13 protein-coding genes and 1 pseudogene are annotated in these 14,369 nt (G+C 69.1%); 7 read left to right on the forward strand and 7 right to left on the reverse strand.

Features of this window, described 5'->3' with window-relative positions:
• Positions 1–19 precede the first annotated feature (19 nt).
• Both xylA and NON19_RS01705 read left to right on the forward strand, forming a co-directional pair.
• Positions 20–1,195, forward strand: a complete 1,176-nt coding sequence (xylA, locus tag NON19_RS01700) for a xylose isomerase (protein WP_255924705.1) — start codon at positions 20–22, stop codon at positions 1,193–1,195.
• Between the two features lie 133 nt (positions 1,196–1,328).
• Complete coding sequence (locus tag NON19_RS01705) at positions 1,329–1,622, forward strand: hypothetical protein (RefSeq protein WP_255924706.1); 294 nt, start codon at positions 1,329–1,331, stop codon at positions 1,620–1,622.
• A 146-nt stretch (positions 1,623–1,768) separates the two neighbouring features.
• Here the strand turns inward: NON19_RS01705 and NON19_RS01710 are convergent, their stop codons facing one another.
• Positions 1,769–2,437, reverse strand: a complete 669-nt coding sequence (locus NON19_RS01710) for a response regulator (RefSeq protein ID WP_255924707.1) — start codon at positions 2,435–2,437, stop codon at positions 1,769–1,771.
• On the reverse strand, positions 2,434–4,068 hold the full coding sequence (locus tag NON19_RS01715) for an ATP-binding protein (RefSeq protein WP_255924708.1): 1,635 nt from the start codon (positions 4,066–4,068) through the stop codon (positions 2,434–2,436). The genes NON19_RS01710 and NON19_RS01715 overlap by 4 nt, the downstream gene beginning before the upstream one ends.
• Positions 4,069–4,274: 206 nt before the next feature.
• Here NON19_RS01715 and NON19_RS01720 point away from each other — a divergent pair, with 206 nt between their 5' ends.
• Positions 4,275–5,678 carry a GntT/GntP/DsdX family permease gene (locus NON19_RS01720; RefSeq protein ID WP_255924709.1) on the forward strand — a complete coding sequence of 468 codons (1,404 nt, stop codon included), beginning with the start codon at positions 4,275–4,277 and terminating at the stop codon, positions 5,676–5,678.
• A 51-nt stretch (positions 5,679–5,729) separates the two neighbouring features.
• On the opposite strand, the gene NON19_RS01725 is transcribed toward NON19_RS01720, so the two are convergent.
• Positions 5,730–6,746, reverse strand: coding sequence for an SDR family oxidoreductase (locus NON19_RS01725; protein WP_255924710.1), 1,017 nt, complete (start codon positions 6,744–6,746; stop codon positions 5,730–5,732).
• Positions 6,747–7,073: 327 nt separating this feature from the next.
• Here NON19_RS01725 and ctaD point away from each other — a divergent pair, with 327 nt between their 5' ends.
• Positions 7,074–8,792 carry an aa3-type cytochrome oxidase subunit I gene (ctaD, locus tag NON19_RS01730; protein WP_255924711.1) on the forward strand — a complete coding sequence of 573 codons (1,719 nt, stop codon included), beginning with the start codon at positions 7,074–7,076 and terminating at the stop codon, positions 8,790–8,792.
• On the forward strand, positions 8,789–9,178 hold the full coding sequence (ctaF, locus tag NON19_RS01735) for an aa3-type cytochrome oxidase subunit IV (RefSeq protein ID WP_255924712.1): 390 nt from the start codon (positions 8,789–8,791) through the stop codon (positions 9,176–9,178). Before ctaD ends, ctaF begins: the two co-directional genes overlap by 4 nt.
• A gap of 25 nt (positions 9,179–9,203) precedes the next feature.
• Here ctaF and qcrB read toward each other — a convergent pair whose 3' ends face one another.
• Positions 9,204–10,835 (reverse strand): cytochrome bc1 complex cytochrome b subunit, encoded by a 1,632-nt coding sequence (qcrB, locus tag NON19_RS01740; protein ID WP_255925014.1) that lies wholly within the window; start codon positions 10,833–10,835, stop codon positions 9,204–9,206.
• Between the two features lie 231 nt (positions 10,836–11,066).
• Here qcrB and NON19_RS01745 point away from each other — a divergent pair, with 231 nt between their 5' ends.
• Positions 11,067–11,642: a hemerythrin domain-containing protein gene (locus tag NON19_RS01745; RefSeq protein WP_255925015.1), complete on the forward strand. Its 576-nt coding sequence runs from the start codon at positions 11,067–11,069 to the stop codon at positions 11,640–11,642.
• 162 nt (positions 11,643–11,804) lie between these two features.
• On the opposite strand, the gene NON19_RS01750 is transcribed toward NON19_RS01745, so the two are convergent.
• Positions 11,805–12,629: a sulfite exporter TauE/SafE family protein gene (locus tag NON19_RS01750; protein WP_255924713.1), complete on the reverse strand. Its 825-nt coding sequence runs from the start codon at positions 12,627–12,629 to the stop codon at positions 11,805–11,807.
• A gap of 363 nt (positions 12,630–12,992) precedes the next feature.
• On the reverse strand, positions 12,993–13,406 hold the full coding sequence (locus NON19_RS01755; RefSeq protein ID WP_255924714.1) for a fasciclin domain-containing protein: 414 nt from the start codon (positions 13,404–13,406) through the stop codon (positions 12,993–12,995).
• Positions 13,407–13,437: 31 nt separating this feature from the next.
• On the opposite strand from NON19_RS01755, the gene NON19_RS01760 reads away from it, so the two are divergent.
• The gene (locus tag NON19_RS01760) at positions 13,438–13,572 is read left to right on the forward strand and encodes a hypothetical protein (protein WP_255924715.1); all 135 of its coding nucleotides are present in this window, start codon (positions 13,438–13,440) and stop codon (positions 13,570–13,572) included.
• An 85-nt stretch (positions 13,573–13,657) separates the two neighbouring features.
• Here the strand turns inward: NON19_RS01760 and NON19_RS01765 are convergent.
• Positions 13,658–14,014 (reverse strand): annotated as a pseudogene (locus NON19_RS01765) (hopanoid C-3 methylase HpnR); the annotation flags it as partial.
• Positions 14,015–14,369: the final 355 nt, after the last annotated feature.

Below are 14,369 nucleotides of genomic sequence, written 5' to 3' on the forward strand. Positions count from 1 at the left end.
CGGCAACCGGGAGGCACCCATGACCGACCACCTGACCCCCGTCCCCGAGGACAAGTTCACCTTCGGTCTGTGGACCGTGGGCTGGCAGGGCCGCGATCCGTTCGGCGACGCCACCCGCCCCGCACTCGATCCGGCCGAGACGGTGCGGCGGCTCGCCGAACTGGGCGCCTACGGCGTCACCTTCCACGACGACGACCTGATCCCGTTCGGCAGCGGCGAGGCGGAGCGCGAGGCGCACGTCAAGCGGTTCCGGCAGGCGCTGGACGAAACGGGCATGAAGGTCCCCATGGCGACCACCAACCTGTTCACCCACCCGGTGTTCAAGGACGGAGCCTTCACCGCCAACGACCGCGACGTGCGCCGCTACGCGCTGCGCAAGACCCTGCGCAACATCGACCTCGCCGTAGAACTCGGCGCCTCGGTCTACGTCGCCTGGGGCGGCCGGGAAGGCGCGGAGTCCGGCGCCGCCAAGGACGTGCGCACCGCCCTCGACCGGCTGAAGGAAGCGTTCGACGTGCTCGCCGAGTACGTCCTGGCCCAGGGCCTGCGACTGCGGTTCGCCATCGAACCCAAGCCCAACGAGCCGCGCGGCGACATCCTGCTGCCGACCGTCGGCCACGCCCTGGCGTTCATCGAACGGCTGGAGCACCCCGAGCTGTTCGGCGTGAACCCCGAGACCGGTCATGAACAGATGGCCGGGCTCAACTTCCCGCACGGCATCGCGCAAGCCCTGTGGGCGGGCAAACTGTTCCACATCGACCTCAACGGGCAGTCCGGCATCAAGTACGACCAGGACCTGAGGTTCGGCGCGGGCGATCTGCGGCAGGCGTTCTGGCTGGTGGACCTGCTGGAATCGGCGGGCTACAGCGGGCCGCGGCACTTCGACTTCAAACCGCCGCGCACCGAGGACCTGGACGGTGTGTGGGCCTCCGCCGCCGGGTGCATGCGCAACTATCTCGCGCTCAAGGCGAAGGCCGCCGCCTTCCGCGCCGACCCCGCCGTCCAGGAAGCGCTGCGCGCCGCCCGGCTCGACCAGCTCGCCCGGCCCACCCTCGGCCCCGGTGAGACGGTCACCGAACTGCTCGCGGACCGCTCGGCGTTCGAGGACTTCGACCCGGAGGCGGCGGGCCGCCGCGGCATGGCCTTCGAACGGCTCGACCAGCTCGCCATGGACCACCTGCTGGGTCTTCGCTAAATCCGTTCGGGTTGGGGACCGGCATCCCTGTGTACCGCGCCTAGGAACCGCACGTACGCTACCTCCCGCCCAGCATCAGCCCTGATGAGCGGTCCTTGACGGTCCTCGACGAGCAGAACCAGGAGAGACGTCCATGTCCAGTCCGGACGGCCCCGCCGTGCACCTGAACCACCGGACCGACCGGAACCCCGGCCGCGCCGCCGGCCGTAGCGCGGCGGCCAGGCCGGGGGCGGCCACCGGGCGCCCCCGCTCGCGGCGCGCCGCCAGCGCGCCGCAGCGCCCGGCGCCGCAGCCGCGCGGCGGCCTCGGCGGCGCGGTGGTGCGGTGCGCGGAACTGATCGCCCTGGTGGGCGTGACGGCGGTGATCCTGCTGGTGGTCTGCGGTATCGCCGGTGGCATAGCGCTGGCGATCTACATGTACGGCTAGGCGCTTCGCGGGGTGCGGCGATGTGCTGTCGATCGTCTGCGGCACCGTTGTGGCTGGTCGCGTCCGCGCGGCGGAGCCGCACATGAACACAGCCCCGCGCCCCTTCGGGGGCGCTGGCGAACCGCTTCCGACTGGGCCCAACAACCCTACGTGGCCTGGGAGTTCCACCGGTACAGATGCTCCGGGCGCCCGGCGACGCCGTAGCGCAACTCCACCCGTACCGCCCCATCCGCGGACAGATCGGCGAGGTAGCGCTGCGCGGTCGGCCGGGACAGGCCGAGTCGGGCCGCGAGTTCGCTCGCGGTCACCGGCTGGTCGGCGCGGCGGACCGCCTCCGCGACCAACTCGGCGGTGGGGGAGGAGCGTTTGCGCCGGGCCCGGGCGGCGCGGTCGGTGCCGTGCAGCGCCCGTAGCGCCCGGTCCACCTGCTCCTGGTCCAGGGTGCGGTCACCGCCGAGCTGGGCGCGGAACCGCGCATAGGACCTGAGCCGCGCGGTCAGTTGCTGGGCGTCGAACGGCTTGATCAGATAACCGACCGCGCCACGGCCCAGCGCCTGGCGTATCTGCGCCGCGTCCGCGGCCGCGGTCAGCATGATGACGTCCGCCCGCAGCTCGGGCAGCACGCTGGTGCCGAGCCGGTCCGGCAGGTACTGGTCGAGCAGCACCAGGTCGGGGCGCAGCCGCTGCTCCAACTCGACCGCCTCCCGCGCGCAGTGCGCGGTGCCCACCACCTCGAAGCCGTCCACGCCGCTGGCGTAGCGGGCGTGCAACCCGGCGACGCGGTAGTCGTCGTCCACCACCAGCACGCTGATCATCGTGCGACCTCCATCGTGTCAACGTGTGGTGCTCCGGTGCCCGGCGGCTCCACCACCGATGGGATGCGGGCGATGAAGACCGCGCCGTGGTCCGCGCCGCTCCCGCGCTCCAGCCGCAGCTCGCCGCCGTACTTCCGGACCAGCTGGCGGGCGAGCGGCAGTCCGATGCCGTGCCCGTCGCGGCCCCGCTCCGGCCGGGTGCTGAAGCCGCTGCGGAACAGCAGGTCCGCGTCCGCCTCCGGCACACCGTCGCCGCTGTCCACCACGGCCAGGTGCACGGTGTCGCCCTCGGCCAGCACGCTCAGCTCCACCCAGGCGGGGGCGCGCACTCCGGCGGCGGCCGCCCGCAGCGCGTTGTCCAGTAGGTTGCCGACGACGCTGACCACGTCCAGCGGCTCGGCCAGCCGCCGCGGCAGATGGGAGTCGGCCACCAGCCGTAGCGCGACGCCCAGTTCGGACGCGGTCGCCGTCTTGGCGGCCAGCAGCCCGCGCAGATACGGATCGGCGATCCGGGCGCCGTCCCGCCCCTCGGTGGCCAGCGGTGCCGCGGCCAGCTCCCGCAGATAGGCCTGCGCCTCCTCGTTGGCGCCGGTGGCCAGCAGGCCGGAGAGGGTGTGCAGCCGGTTGGTGTACTCGTGCGCCTGGGCGCGCAGCGCGTCCGACAGCGACCGCAGCGCCGCCAGTTCCCGCTCCAGCTCGTCCAGCTCGGTACGGTCGCGCAGGGTCAGCACATGCCCGAGATCCCGGCCGCCGCGGCGCACCGGCTGCGCGGTGACCACCAGCAGCCGGTCACCCACCACCAGATGGCTCTGCCGCAGCTCCCGGCGCTCGATGAGCAACTCGCCCAGCACGGGCGGCAGTTCGGCCACCGGTGTGCCCGGCGGTCGCGGTCCGCCGAGCAGTCGTTCCGCCTCGTCGTTGCACACCGTGACGCGGTCCGCGGTGTCCACCGCCAGCACACCGTCACCGACGCCGCCCAGCACCGCCCGCTGCTCCCGCAGCAGCTCGGCCAGCTCCACCGGCTCCAGCCCGAGGGTCTGCCGCTTCAGCCGCCGCGACAGCAGCACCGCCCCCGCCGTGCCGACCAGCAGCGCCACCCCGGCGAACGCGGCGGCCTGCCGGATCAGCGGCACGGCGGCCTGCTGCGCGGTCCGGGTCCGCACCCCCGTGCTCACCTCGCCGACGACCCGCCCCCGCGGGTCCCGCAACGGCACCTTGGCCCGTGCCGAGTCGCCCAGTGTGCCGCGCTGCACCGAGACCGACTCCTGGCCGTCCAGGGCGGTCGGCCGGGTGCTCACGGGCTTGCCCAGCTCCGCCGGGTCGGGGTGCGAATACCGGATGCCGTGCGCGTCGGTGACCACCACGAACAGCATGCCGGTGCGCCGCCTGATCCGTTCGGCCTCCCGCTGGACATCGCCGTTCGGGTCACGGCCGGAAGCGATCCGCCGCACGATCACCGGGTTGTCGGCGGTGGTACGGGCCACCGCCAGCGCCCGCTGTGCGTACTGCTGCTCCGACTGGTGCCGGACCAGCATCGCGGTGAGCGTGAATCCGGCGCCGAGCACCAGCAGCAGCACCGTGATCTGCGCGAGCAGCGCCTGGGTCACGATGCGGGGCTTACGGCGGAACATGCCGCCAGCGTACGAGACGGCATTGTCGGCGCCGGTGGGTGTATGCGGCATGCGCCTGGTGGGCTTCGGTGAGCACAACGCACACAAAGCGCGAAACGCATTCGTCATTCTCAATCAGCACAACCGGCCTGGATCTGGCCGCGGTTCGAACTCGGCCCATACGGTGCAAGCCGCAATGGGGGAGAACGGCAGAAGGAGATCCCTGGATGACGGCATTGGCAACATCGGCGGCGAAGGCGGCGGCGATGTCCTGGACCGCGCATGACACCTGGCTGTTGACGCTGGTGGGGATTTCCATGGTTGTGGTCATCCTGGGGATCAGCTGGCTCAAGCTGCACGCTTTCCTGGCCCTGATGGTCGGGTCCTTCGTCGTCTCACTGCTGTCGGGGCATCCCGTGGCGAAGGCGGTCGACTCCTTCACCACGGGAATGGGCGGCACCACGGGCAAGATAGGCGTGCTGATCATCCTTGGCGCGATCCTGGGCCGCCTGCTGGCGGATTCAGGGGGCATTGACCAGATCGTCCAGACGCTGACCCGGCTGGTCGGAACCGAACGCCTGCCGTGGGCCATCACGTTGGTCGCGGCCGTCGTCGGGCTGCCGATGTTCTTCGAGGTCGGCTTCGTGATGCTGGTGCCGCTGGTGCTGCAACTGGCGCACCGCGCCAGGTATCCGGTGCTACGGGTGGGCATTCCGGCGATGGCCGGCCTCGCCACCGTGCACGCACTCGTTCCGCCGCACCCCGGACCGCTGATCGCCGTCCAGGCGGTACACGCCACGGTCGGCCTCACCCTGGTGTACGGGCTGATCGTGGCGGTGCCCTGCGCGATCGTGGTCGGCCCGTTGCTCACCGCCTACATCTGGCCGCGGGTGAGGGCGCAGATACCCCCCTCCGCGCTGGCGGCGTTCACCACGGGAGCGGGCGACGAGCCCTCCCGCACTCTTCCGCGCTTCTCGGTCACGCTCGGCACGATCCTGCTGCCCATCGCATTGATGATGCTCAAGGCGATCTGCGACACCGCACAACTGGCGCACGGCACGCTCTACTCCGTGCTGGAGTTCCTCGGCACACCGGTCATCGCCCTGCTACTGGCCGTCCTGGTGTCGCTGTTCACCTTCGGCTACTCGGTGGGGTCCAGCAGGCAGCGTGTCCAGGAGTCGTTGAGCCGGAGCTTTCCGCCAATCGCCGGTGTACTGGCCATAGTTGGCGCGGGCGGCGGTTATTCGCAGGCCCTGCAGGACAGCGGTGTGGACGAGGCCATAGCCACGGCCGTCCGGCACTTCCACGTTCCGCTGCTGCTGCTCGCCTGGCTGGTCGCGGCCCTGATGCGTACCGCGGCGGGCTCCGGCACGGTCGCCACGGTGGCCGCGGCCGGGATCATCGGCCCCATGGCCCACGGACTGACACCCACCCAGGCCGCCCTGCTCGCCCTGGCACTGGGCTCGGGCGCGGCGTTCCTGGGCCATGTCAACGACGCCGCGTTCTGGATGTTCAAGGAGTACTTCGGCCTGTCGGTCGGCGGCACCCTGCGCACCTGGACGGCGGCGCACACGCTGCTGTCGGTGACCTCGCTGGGGGCGATCCTGCTGGTCAGCGCGGTTGTGACATGAGGCGGTGAGGTTTGGCGGCTTGGGGCTTGCGGGGGCTTCGGTGGGCGTGGGTCATGCGCGTCGGCGGCGGAGCCTGGTGGTGAGCAGTGCGGTGGCCGCCGCGAGGGTGCCGCCGATGGCCGTCCAGGTGATGCGGGGGTGGTGGGAGAACAGGAGTTGGGGTGCGCGGCCGTGGGCCTGGGCGTCGAAGACGCCGTGGGCGCCGAAGTCGCGGCCGCCTTGGCCGTCGAGCGGCTGCCACAGGTTGTGCGGGCGGTCCGGGGGGACCTCCTGGCCGGTCTGCTGCGACTCGTAGCCGGTGCGGGCCAGATAGCGGTCCAGCAGCCCTGGGGCGACCTTGTTGGCGAGACAGGTGGCGACGGTCGAGGCGCCCACGTAGTACTGCCTGCGCTGCGGGTGGTCGGCGGCGTAGAGCACCGCGCGGGCGGCGACCTCCGGCTGGTAGATCGGCGGCACCGGCTGCGGATGTCGCGGAAGCCGGGAGAGCACCCAGGAGAACTGGGGGGTGTTGACGGCCGGCATCTGCACCACCGTCAGCCGTACCTTGCTCTTGTTGTGCATCAGCTCGCAGCGGATGGACGAGGTGAAGCCGTTCACGGCGTGCTTGGCACCGCAGTAGGCCGACTGCAGCGGGATGGAGCGCTCGCCGAGTGCGGAGCCGACCTGCACGATCGTGCCCGCCTCGCGGGGCAGCATCCGCGACAGCGCCGCTCGTGTGCCATGGACGCAGCCGAGGTAGGTCACCTCGGTGACGCGTCGGAACTCCTCGGGCGAGATGTCGGTGAAGGGCGCGAAGACGGAGGTGAAGGCGGTGTTGACCCAGACATCGATGGGTCCGTACGCCTCCTCCATCGTGCTCGCGGCGGCGTCGACCTGGGAGTAGTCGGCCACATCGGCGGGCAGCACGAGGGCCCTTCCGCCCGCCTGCTCCACCTCGCGCGCCGCCGCCCGCAGTCCCATGTCCCCACGGGCGATGAGGCCGACATTGGCACCGCGCCGGGCGAACGCGCGAGCGGTGGCACGGCCGATGCCGCCACTGGCTCCGGTGATGACAACGGTCTGGGGCATGAGCGAGGGCCTTTCTCCACCGAGACGGTGAACGATCCAATCCGTTTCCGCTGGAGTTCTCCGACTGCGCTTAACCCTTGCCCGCCGTGGTCAAACCCCACCGCCGCGCACCCACGCCGCTCCACGGCCGCCTGCCGCGGGCCTAGCGCGACCGTCGGCGTGACCCGGTCGGCGCTCAGGTCGCGCAGCGCTTTTTCACCCTGACGAACCCCGCCGATAGGCCGAACGCCCGGACGCCAGGTTTGCCGGGAAACGGTAGGGGCTACACAGCAGGCGGCGTTGCCGGAACGCCGTTTCTGCTGCTTCCGCCGGGTGCTCGGGAGGGCCATGTCGCAGCTGGGCCAGGACGAGCGCCAAGAGCCGCTGGACGCCTCGCAGAACCCACGGGTCAGTGCGGGGGCCAGGGTCAGGAAGTACCTCACCACGACCGATCACAAGACGATCGGCAACATGTACCTGGTGACCTCGTTCAGCTTCTTCCTGTTCGCTGGTCTGCTGGCGATGGCCATGCGTGCGGAGTTGGCACGCCCGGGCCTGCAGTTCGTCTCCAACGAGCAGTACAACGAGCTGTTCACGATCCACGGCACGGTCATGATGCTGCTGTTCGCCACGCCGACGTTCGCGGGTTTCGCCAACGCCGTCATGCCGCTGCAGATCGGCGCGCCGGACGTCGCCTTCCCCCGCCTGAACGCCCTGACGTACTGGCTGTTCCTGTTCGGCGGGCTGACCGTCATCTCCGGTTTCGTGGTTCCCGGCGGCGCGGCGCCGTTCGGCTGGTTCGCCTACGCGCCGCTCAACGGCCCGATCCACACCCCGGGCGCCGGTGGTGACCTGTGGGCGATGGGCCTGGTGACAGCGGGCCTGTCCACGACGCTCGGGTCGGTCAACTTCATCGCCACCATCGTCTCGCTGCGCGCCCCGGGGATGACGATGTTCCGAATGCCGCTGTTCACGTGGAACATCCTGTTCACGGCCATCCTGGCGCTGCTGGCGTTCCCGGTGCTCACCGCGATCCTGCTGTGCCTGGAGGCGGACCGGAAGTTCGGCGCCCACGTCTTCGACGCCGCGAACGGCGGGGCGATCCTGTGGCAGCACCTGTTCTGGTTCTTCGGCCACCCCGAGGTCTACATCGTCGCCCTGCCGTTCTTCGGCGTGATCACCGAGATCGTCCCGGTCTTCAGCCGCAAACCGGTCTTCGGCTACGTCGGCATGGTCGGCGCGACGATCACCATCACCATGCTGTCGGCGAGCGTGTGGGCGCACCACATGTTCGCCACCGGCATGGTCCTGTTGCCGTTCTTCTCCCTGATGTCATTCCTGATCGCCGTGCCCACCGGAGTGAAGTTCTTCAACTGGATCGGCACCATGTGGGGCGGCAGCCTGTCGTTCGAGACACCCATGCTCTGGTCGGTGGGCTTCATGGTGACCTTCCTGCTCGGTGGCCTCAGCGGGGTTCTGATCGCCTCGCCGCCGCTGGACTTCCACGTCACCGACACCTATTTCATCGTCGCCCACCTGCACTACGTCCTGTTCGGCACCATCGTCTTCGCCATGTTCGGCGGCTTCTACTTCTGGTGGCCGAAGTGGACCGGCCGCATGCTCGACGAACGCCTCGGGAGGATCCACTTCTGGACCCTCTTCGTGGGATTCCAGACCACCTTCCTGGTGATGCACTGGCTCGGCGGGATGGGCATGCCCCGCCGCTACGCCAACTACCTGGCCGCCGACGGCTTCACCACGCTCAACACCGTCTCCACGATCGGCGCCTTCTTGCTCGGCCTGTCCACCCTGCCGTTTCTGTACAACGTGTGGAAGACCACCAAGTACGCCCCGAAGGTGGAGGTCGACGACCCCTGGGGATACGGCCGTTCGCTGGAGTGGGCGACCTCCTGCCCACCTCCGCGGCACAACTTCCACTCGCTGCCCAGGGTGCGTTCCGATTCCCCCGCCTTCGACCTGCACCACCCCGGGTTCCTGGAGCTTCCGCCGGGGGAACGCGGCACGATTGAGCCGACCCCCGACACGCTGGGAGAACAGAGCGAATGAAGACCGAGGCCTATCTGTTCGCCGGCGTGGCCGGCTTCTTCCTGGTCACCGACATCATCTACATCGTCTTCGCCCACGAACCCGCGGGAATCGCCGCGTTGACGGTCTCGTTCCTGATGGCATCGGTCATCTCGTTCTTCTTCACCATGAACTACCAGCGCAAGGGCCGACGCCCCGAGGACCGCCGGGACGGCCAGGTACAGGACCGCGCGGGAGTGCTGGACTTCTTCCCGCCGCACAGTGGCTATCCGCCGATGACCGGCCTGGGCATCGCCCTGCTCGGCGTCGGAATCGTCTACGGCCTGTGGCTGTTCATCATCGCCTTCGGCATCACGATGGCGGGGGTCGCGGGTATGGCCTTCGAGTTCGTCGGGCGCGACGACTGACCTGGCGGCCCGGATATCCCGGCCCTCACTCTTTCGGGGCTGCGACGGGGGCGGCGGTCTTGCCGGTGATCTGCAACCGCTGCTCGGCGGTGGTGGGCATGTCGACTCGATCCCGGTAGTACCAGGCGCTCAGTGCCGCCCGCATCCGGTGCCTGCGCGGTGCCTGCTTGCCGGGATGGGCCAGTGGCTTGGGGATGTCCCGCACCAGCAGGCGGTAGCGGTGTTCGACGGGGATCGGGCGGTGGCTTTCACTGATGCCGCCGTAGACGTTCTGGCTGACCCTCCCGGTCTCCTCCCCTTCTTCGAGGAGTTGCCGGTCGTGCATCTGCATCGCCAGGCAGATCCGCTTGGTGGCCAGGAAGGCCACGATGGGGCCGAGGATCACGGAAATCCGGAAGATCCAGGTCAGTGCGTTGACGGAGACACGGAAGCTGTAGGCGATCACGTCGTTTCCCCCGGCCAACAACGTCACGGCGTAGAAGACGATGGCCGCCACCGCGAGCGCGGTCCTGGTCGGGCGGTCCCGGGGGCGGTCGCACAAATGGTGTTCCATCAGGTCGCCCGTCACCCACTTCTCGAAGAGCGGGTAGAGGTAGAGCACCAGGAAGAGCACGGCGGGCATGAGGACGGCGGGAATGAAGACGTTCCACATGATGGTGTGTCCGACCACGTTGTTCTCCCACGGAGGCATGATCCGCAGCGCCCCCTCAAGAAAGCCGACGTACCAGTCGGGCTGGGCGTCGGTCGCCACCTGGTCGGCCTGATAGGGACCGTAGTTCCAGATCGGGTTGATCTGCGCCACCGCGCCGAGGGCGGAGGTCACGCCGAAGACCATCAGGGACAAACCGGTCGACTTGGCGGTGAACTGCGGGACCATCGGCAGGCCGACCGAGTTCCGGTTCGTCTTGCCCTGCGCGCCCCACTGCGTGTGCTTGAGGTAGACCACCAGCATCAGATGCGCGGCGACCAGTGCGATGAGCACGCCGGGAACGAACAGTACGTGCACGATGTACAGCCGCGGAATGAGAGCATGCCCGGGAAACGCTCCACCCCAGACGAAGAAAGTCAGGTAGGTGCCGACAACGGGGATGGACATCAAGATGGTGTTCGCGGTGCGCAATCCGGTGCCGGACAGCAGGTCGTCCGGAAGGGAGTAGCCGCAAAACCCTTCGAGCAGGGCGAGCATGAACAGGGTGACACCGATCATCCAGTTGGCCTCCCGGGGGCGGCGGAACGCCCCGGTGAAGAAGATCCGCAGCATGTGTACGCCGATGGCCGCTACGAAGACCAGGGCCGCCCAGTGGTGCATCTGCCGGATCAGCAGCCCCCCGCGGATGTCGAAACTGATGTCCAAGGTGGAGGAGTAGGCATCCGTGACCCGCAGACCCTGCAACGGCACATAGACGCCGTGGTAGACGCTCTCGCTCATGCTCGGATTGAAGAAAAGGGTCAGGTAGCTGCCCGTCAGAACAAGGACCACCAGGCTGTAGAGGGCGATTTCCCCCAACAGGAACGACCAGTGTTCGGGGAAAGCCTTGCGCAGCAGGGCCTTGCACGCCTCGGCTGCCGGAAGCCGCCGGTCGAGTACCACGAAGCCGGTGTAGGCCGTCTCCCGCGCCTTGGACACAAGCCTGGCCTTCTTCTTCGACAGCAGCACCAGCCCACGCTCCCTATCCGCCCTGCCCGCCGCCAGGAGCAGGGTCATCGCGGCTGATGCGTAACCTCCACCGCTGATGTCCAATCACTCGCGCGGCCGTGATTACGCGAATCAGCGGTACTTCGCCGCGTCTTCCGCTCGCCGCAGACTCCAATGGCCGGACAAGCGGCCACGACGCATCACACTGGTCGCCCGGTGGCCACGTCCGATACACCCGAGAGGTCCGACACCATGGGACATGGCGGTGATGTCATCAAGGAACTCACGGCCGACCACGCCGAAGTGGCGGGTCTCTTCGACCGGATTCGCTCCTCCCGGCCCGGCAGCAGGGAACGCAAGGAGCTGGTCGACGAGGTGACCGAGCGTCTGGTACGCCATGCGGTGGCGGAGGAGCAGTACCTTTACCCGGCCGTCCGTGAGCATGTTGTCGACGGGGAGGCGCTGGCCGAGAAGGAACTGAGGGATCACTCCAGAATAGCGGAGACCCTCAACGCCCTGGCGGGCGTGGACTCCGGTGATCCCGGCTTCAGTGAGTTGCTCGTCGTGCTTGTCACGGGCGTCACCGCCCATGTGCGCGACGAAGAGGAACGGCTCTTCCCGCGGCTTTCGGCAGCCTGCCCGCGCGAAGTCCTGCGGGATCTCGGCGACAAGGTCCGACGCGCCGAAAGGATCGCCCCCACCCGACCGCATCCCGCTGCCCCGGACAGGCCGCCCGCCATCGGGGCCGTGTCACCCTGGCTGGGGCTCGTCGACAAGATCCGCGACAAGATCCGCGACTTCGTCACCAGAAGGGCGAAGCCGCGGTAGGCGGCTCAACATCGGCCGGAACCCCCGGTGGCCGAGCCGACGAGGGCCGCGAGCTGGCGGCCGCCGTTTCTCGGACGCGCTGACAAGGCGGGGCGGGCTGGCCCGGGAGCTGCGCCGGTCGACACAGGAAGCAGCACCCGGACTCGGCGGTCCGGGCCCGGATTACCCGCTCGGGTTGATCCATAGCTGGATCGCAAGGCCGATGCCGATCAGGGCAGCCAGCCAGCGCAGGAGGCCGGGAGGTAGGCGTCTGGCGATGCAGGGGCCGAGGGTGGAGCCGACGAACATGCCCGCTCCAAGGGGGATGACAGCGGTCCAGTCGACAGGCCCCACGGCGGCGAAGACGGCCGCAGAGGCGAGCGCCGCAGCGCCGATGAGCATGTTCTTCACAGCATTGGCAGTGGGCAGGTGTGACTCAGCACAGATCAGGAGGAGCGCCAGGGTCATCACACCGGATCCAGCGCCGAAGTAGCCGTTGTAGAGCGACATCACGGTCAGTCCGAGCGGCAGGACCAAGTGCCGGGCATCGGATTGACGTCCGGACGGGCACTGGTAATGCCGGGCTGCCAGCCGAGGCTGGGCAAGGAGCGTCAGCGAGCCGACGGCCACCAGGAATGGCACGACGCGAGCGAAGAGGCCCGGCGGGGTGGACAGCAGCAAAACGGACCCCGCTGCCCCGCCCAGAGCGGATATGGGCACCCAGCGACGCAGCCACGCCCCCTGCCCGGCCAGTTCGGGCTGGGAGGCCACGGCCGCACCGGGCCAGCACGCCACCAGCGCGACGATGTTGGCCACGTTCGCCGCGAGGCCGGGCAGGCCGGCCGCGAGCAGCGCGGGGTAGGAGACGAGCGAGGTGATACCGCCAGCGGTGCCGACCAGCCCGGCGAGGACCCCGGCGACGGCCAACACGACGATGTTGCCGATGCCGGTCACGACCAGGCCGACCGGGATGCCGGGTATATGGCTGGCGGCGGTGACAGGGTTCACGAGAAGGCCTCCTGGGATCCAGCCCAGCCGGAAGGCGGGCAGGCTGATGGAAGCCCTCGGGGTTTTTATCCCGTCAGGTGTGGAGCCGAATGCCTCGGCTCTGGCGCCGCTCGGTCCAGTCCGCCGACCCCTGATTGTCATCACTTGAGGCGGGGCCGTCGCGGAACCCTAGGCGCAACCGCGAGCTGCCCGGATCGTAGGGGCCGTGGGCTGCCTGGTCAACGCCCCCTGATCGACTGGCGCCTTGGGGATCTTGGCGCGGTGACGGTCTGGCCCGGATTTCCTCATCGGTCGGCCGTTCCGGGCAGGCGGGTAGAAATTCAGACGGCGATGACCAGCCCGGACCAGGAGTGAACGCCTGGTTCATGGTTGGGGGCTCAGGACGCTGTCGATGATGTAGAGGTTCGCGTTGACGGTCTGGATGTTCCCGCACACGATGTTGGCCGTGCCGTCGACCTTGAACGACTGGCCCGATCCCGAGGTCAGCAGCGCGCCGTTGCTCAGGGTGGTGAACGCGCTGTTGGACAGGGCGTCGGGTGTGACGCGATGGCCGACGACGTGGTACAGGAGGGTCTTGCGCAGCTCTGCCTTGTTCTCCAGCAGCCGCGCCAGTTGGGATTTGGGGATCTTGGCGAAGGCGGCGTCGTCTGGCGCGAAGACGGTGATGTGCTGGGCTTCCTTGAGCGTTCTGTGCATGTTGGCTTCGTCAACGGCGTGAACCCACTGGGTCAGCATCGGCAGATGCGCGGACGCGTCGGTCACGAGGTCCTTGGACATTTCCGCGAAGCTACCGGTGCCGCTGCGCGGAATGGACGAACAACCGGGCCCGAAGGGCTGCGCCTGGTGGTTGGCCGTGGGGGACGGCTCCTCGTTGCCCCCACTGGAGCAGTCCGCGCAGGCGAGGGACAGGATCACCGCCATGGTGACGGCCCGGGCGGTGTGACGGGCCGGTCGCCTTCCGCGCCGCCCTTCCCCCGCGCTCATCCCGGGTCCCGCGGTGGGTGGTGACGGTGTGGTGGGTACTTCCCTCAGCACGGTTCACCCGGGCCCTTCGCCACTGGACGCACTTGGCCGGTCTCGCCGCGTCCGGATCGGGTGTGCACGTACAGTTGGCGCCGGTCGCCGACGTCGATGCGCCGCGGCAGCGGGAGTTCGTAGGTGACCGGGCGGGCGTGGTCGGCGAGTTGGCGCCGCGGGTTGTGGACGCGGTTGAAGCGCCACAGCATGCGGGCGAAGTTCGTGTGGCCGCGGGCGAGGTTTCCGGCGAGGACCCGTGCCGCACTGACGGCGGTGCGCAGGCCGAGGTGCTTGCGGTTGATGACTGCCTGGGTGCGCACCAGTTCCTGGTAGAAGACGTCCAGTGGCAACGTGGTGGGAACTACGCTGGCCAGGGAGTTGAGGGAAACGCCCATCGCCTGCGGGGCGAAGGACACCAGTTGACGGTCCAGCGACGCGTGCGACTCGATCCGAAGGTCGATGACGCGCACCTCATGGCCGGCGTCACGGGCGGCGCCGGCCACCCGTTCCAGCCCCGAAGGCTCCAGCCGTAGGAAGATCTCCGAGTACATCAGGGAGCTCGGGTGGACGAGCAACAGGCGCATGCGTCAGCCTCCGGACCGCTGGGTGCTCACCCCACGTGTCCGAAGGCCCAGGTGCATAAACGCGGGGCACCCGGGGATCGCCCGGCCGGACGCCGTTTCCGCAGCGAATGGACGTTCCACCGGCCGGTCGGTGCCGGAG

The organism is Streptantibioticus rubrisoli (assembly GCF_024436055.1).
In the GTDB taxonomy this organism is placed as follows: domain Bacteria; phylum Actinomycetota; class Actinomycetes; order Streptomycetales; family Streptomycetaceae; genus Streptantibioticus_A; species Streptantibioticus_A rubrisoli.

Coding starts and splice junctions, on each gene's coding strand:
- ctaF (WP_255924712.1), top strand. CDS start 8,789: ATGAAGACCGAGGCCTATCTGTTCGCCGGCGTGGCCGGCTTCTTCCTG.
- NON19_RS01710 (WP_255924707.1), bottom strand. CDS start 2,437: ATGATCAGCGTGCTGGTGGTGGACGACGACTACCGCGTCGCCGGGTTG.
- NON19_RS01760 (WP_255924715.1), top strand. CDS start 13,438: ATGGACGAACAACCGGGCCCGAAGGGCTGCGCCTGGTGGTTGGCCGTG.
- NON19_RS01720 (WP_255924709.1), top strand. CDS start 4,275: ATGACGGCATTGGCAACATCGGCGGCGAAGGCGGCGGCGATGTCCTGG.
- ctaD (WP_255924711.1), top strand. CDS start 7,074: ATGTCGCAGCTGGGCCAGGACGAGCGCCAAGAGCCGCTGGACGCCTCG.
- NON19_RS01755 (WP_255924714.1), bottom strand. CDS start 13,406: ATGTCCAAGGACCTCGTGACCGACGCGTCCGCGCATCTGCCGATGCTG.
- NON19_RS01705 (WP_255924706.1), top strand. CDS start 1,329: ATGTCCAGTCCGGACGGCCCCGCCGTGCACCTGAACCACCGGACCGAC.
- NON19_RS01745 (WP_255925015.1), top strand. CDS start 11,067: ATGGGACATGGCGGTGATGTCATCAAGGAACTCACGGCCGACCACGCC.
- NON19_RS01725 (WP_255924710.1), bottom strand. CDS start 6,746: ATGCCCCAGACCGTTGTCATCACCGGAGCCAGTGGCGGCATCGGCCGT.
- xylA (WP_255924705.1), top strand. CDS start 20: ATGACCGACCACCTGACCCCCGTCCCCGAGGACAAGTTCACCTTCGGT.
- NON19_RS01715 (WP_255924708.1), bottom strand. CDS start 4,068: ATGTTCCGCCGTAAGCCCCGCATCGTGACCCAGGCGCTGCTCGCGCAG.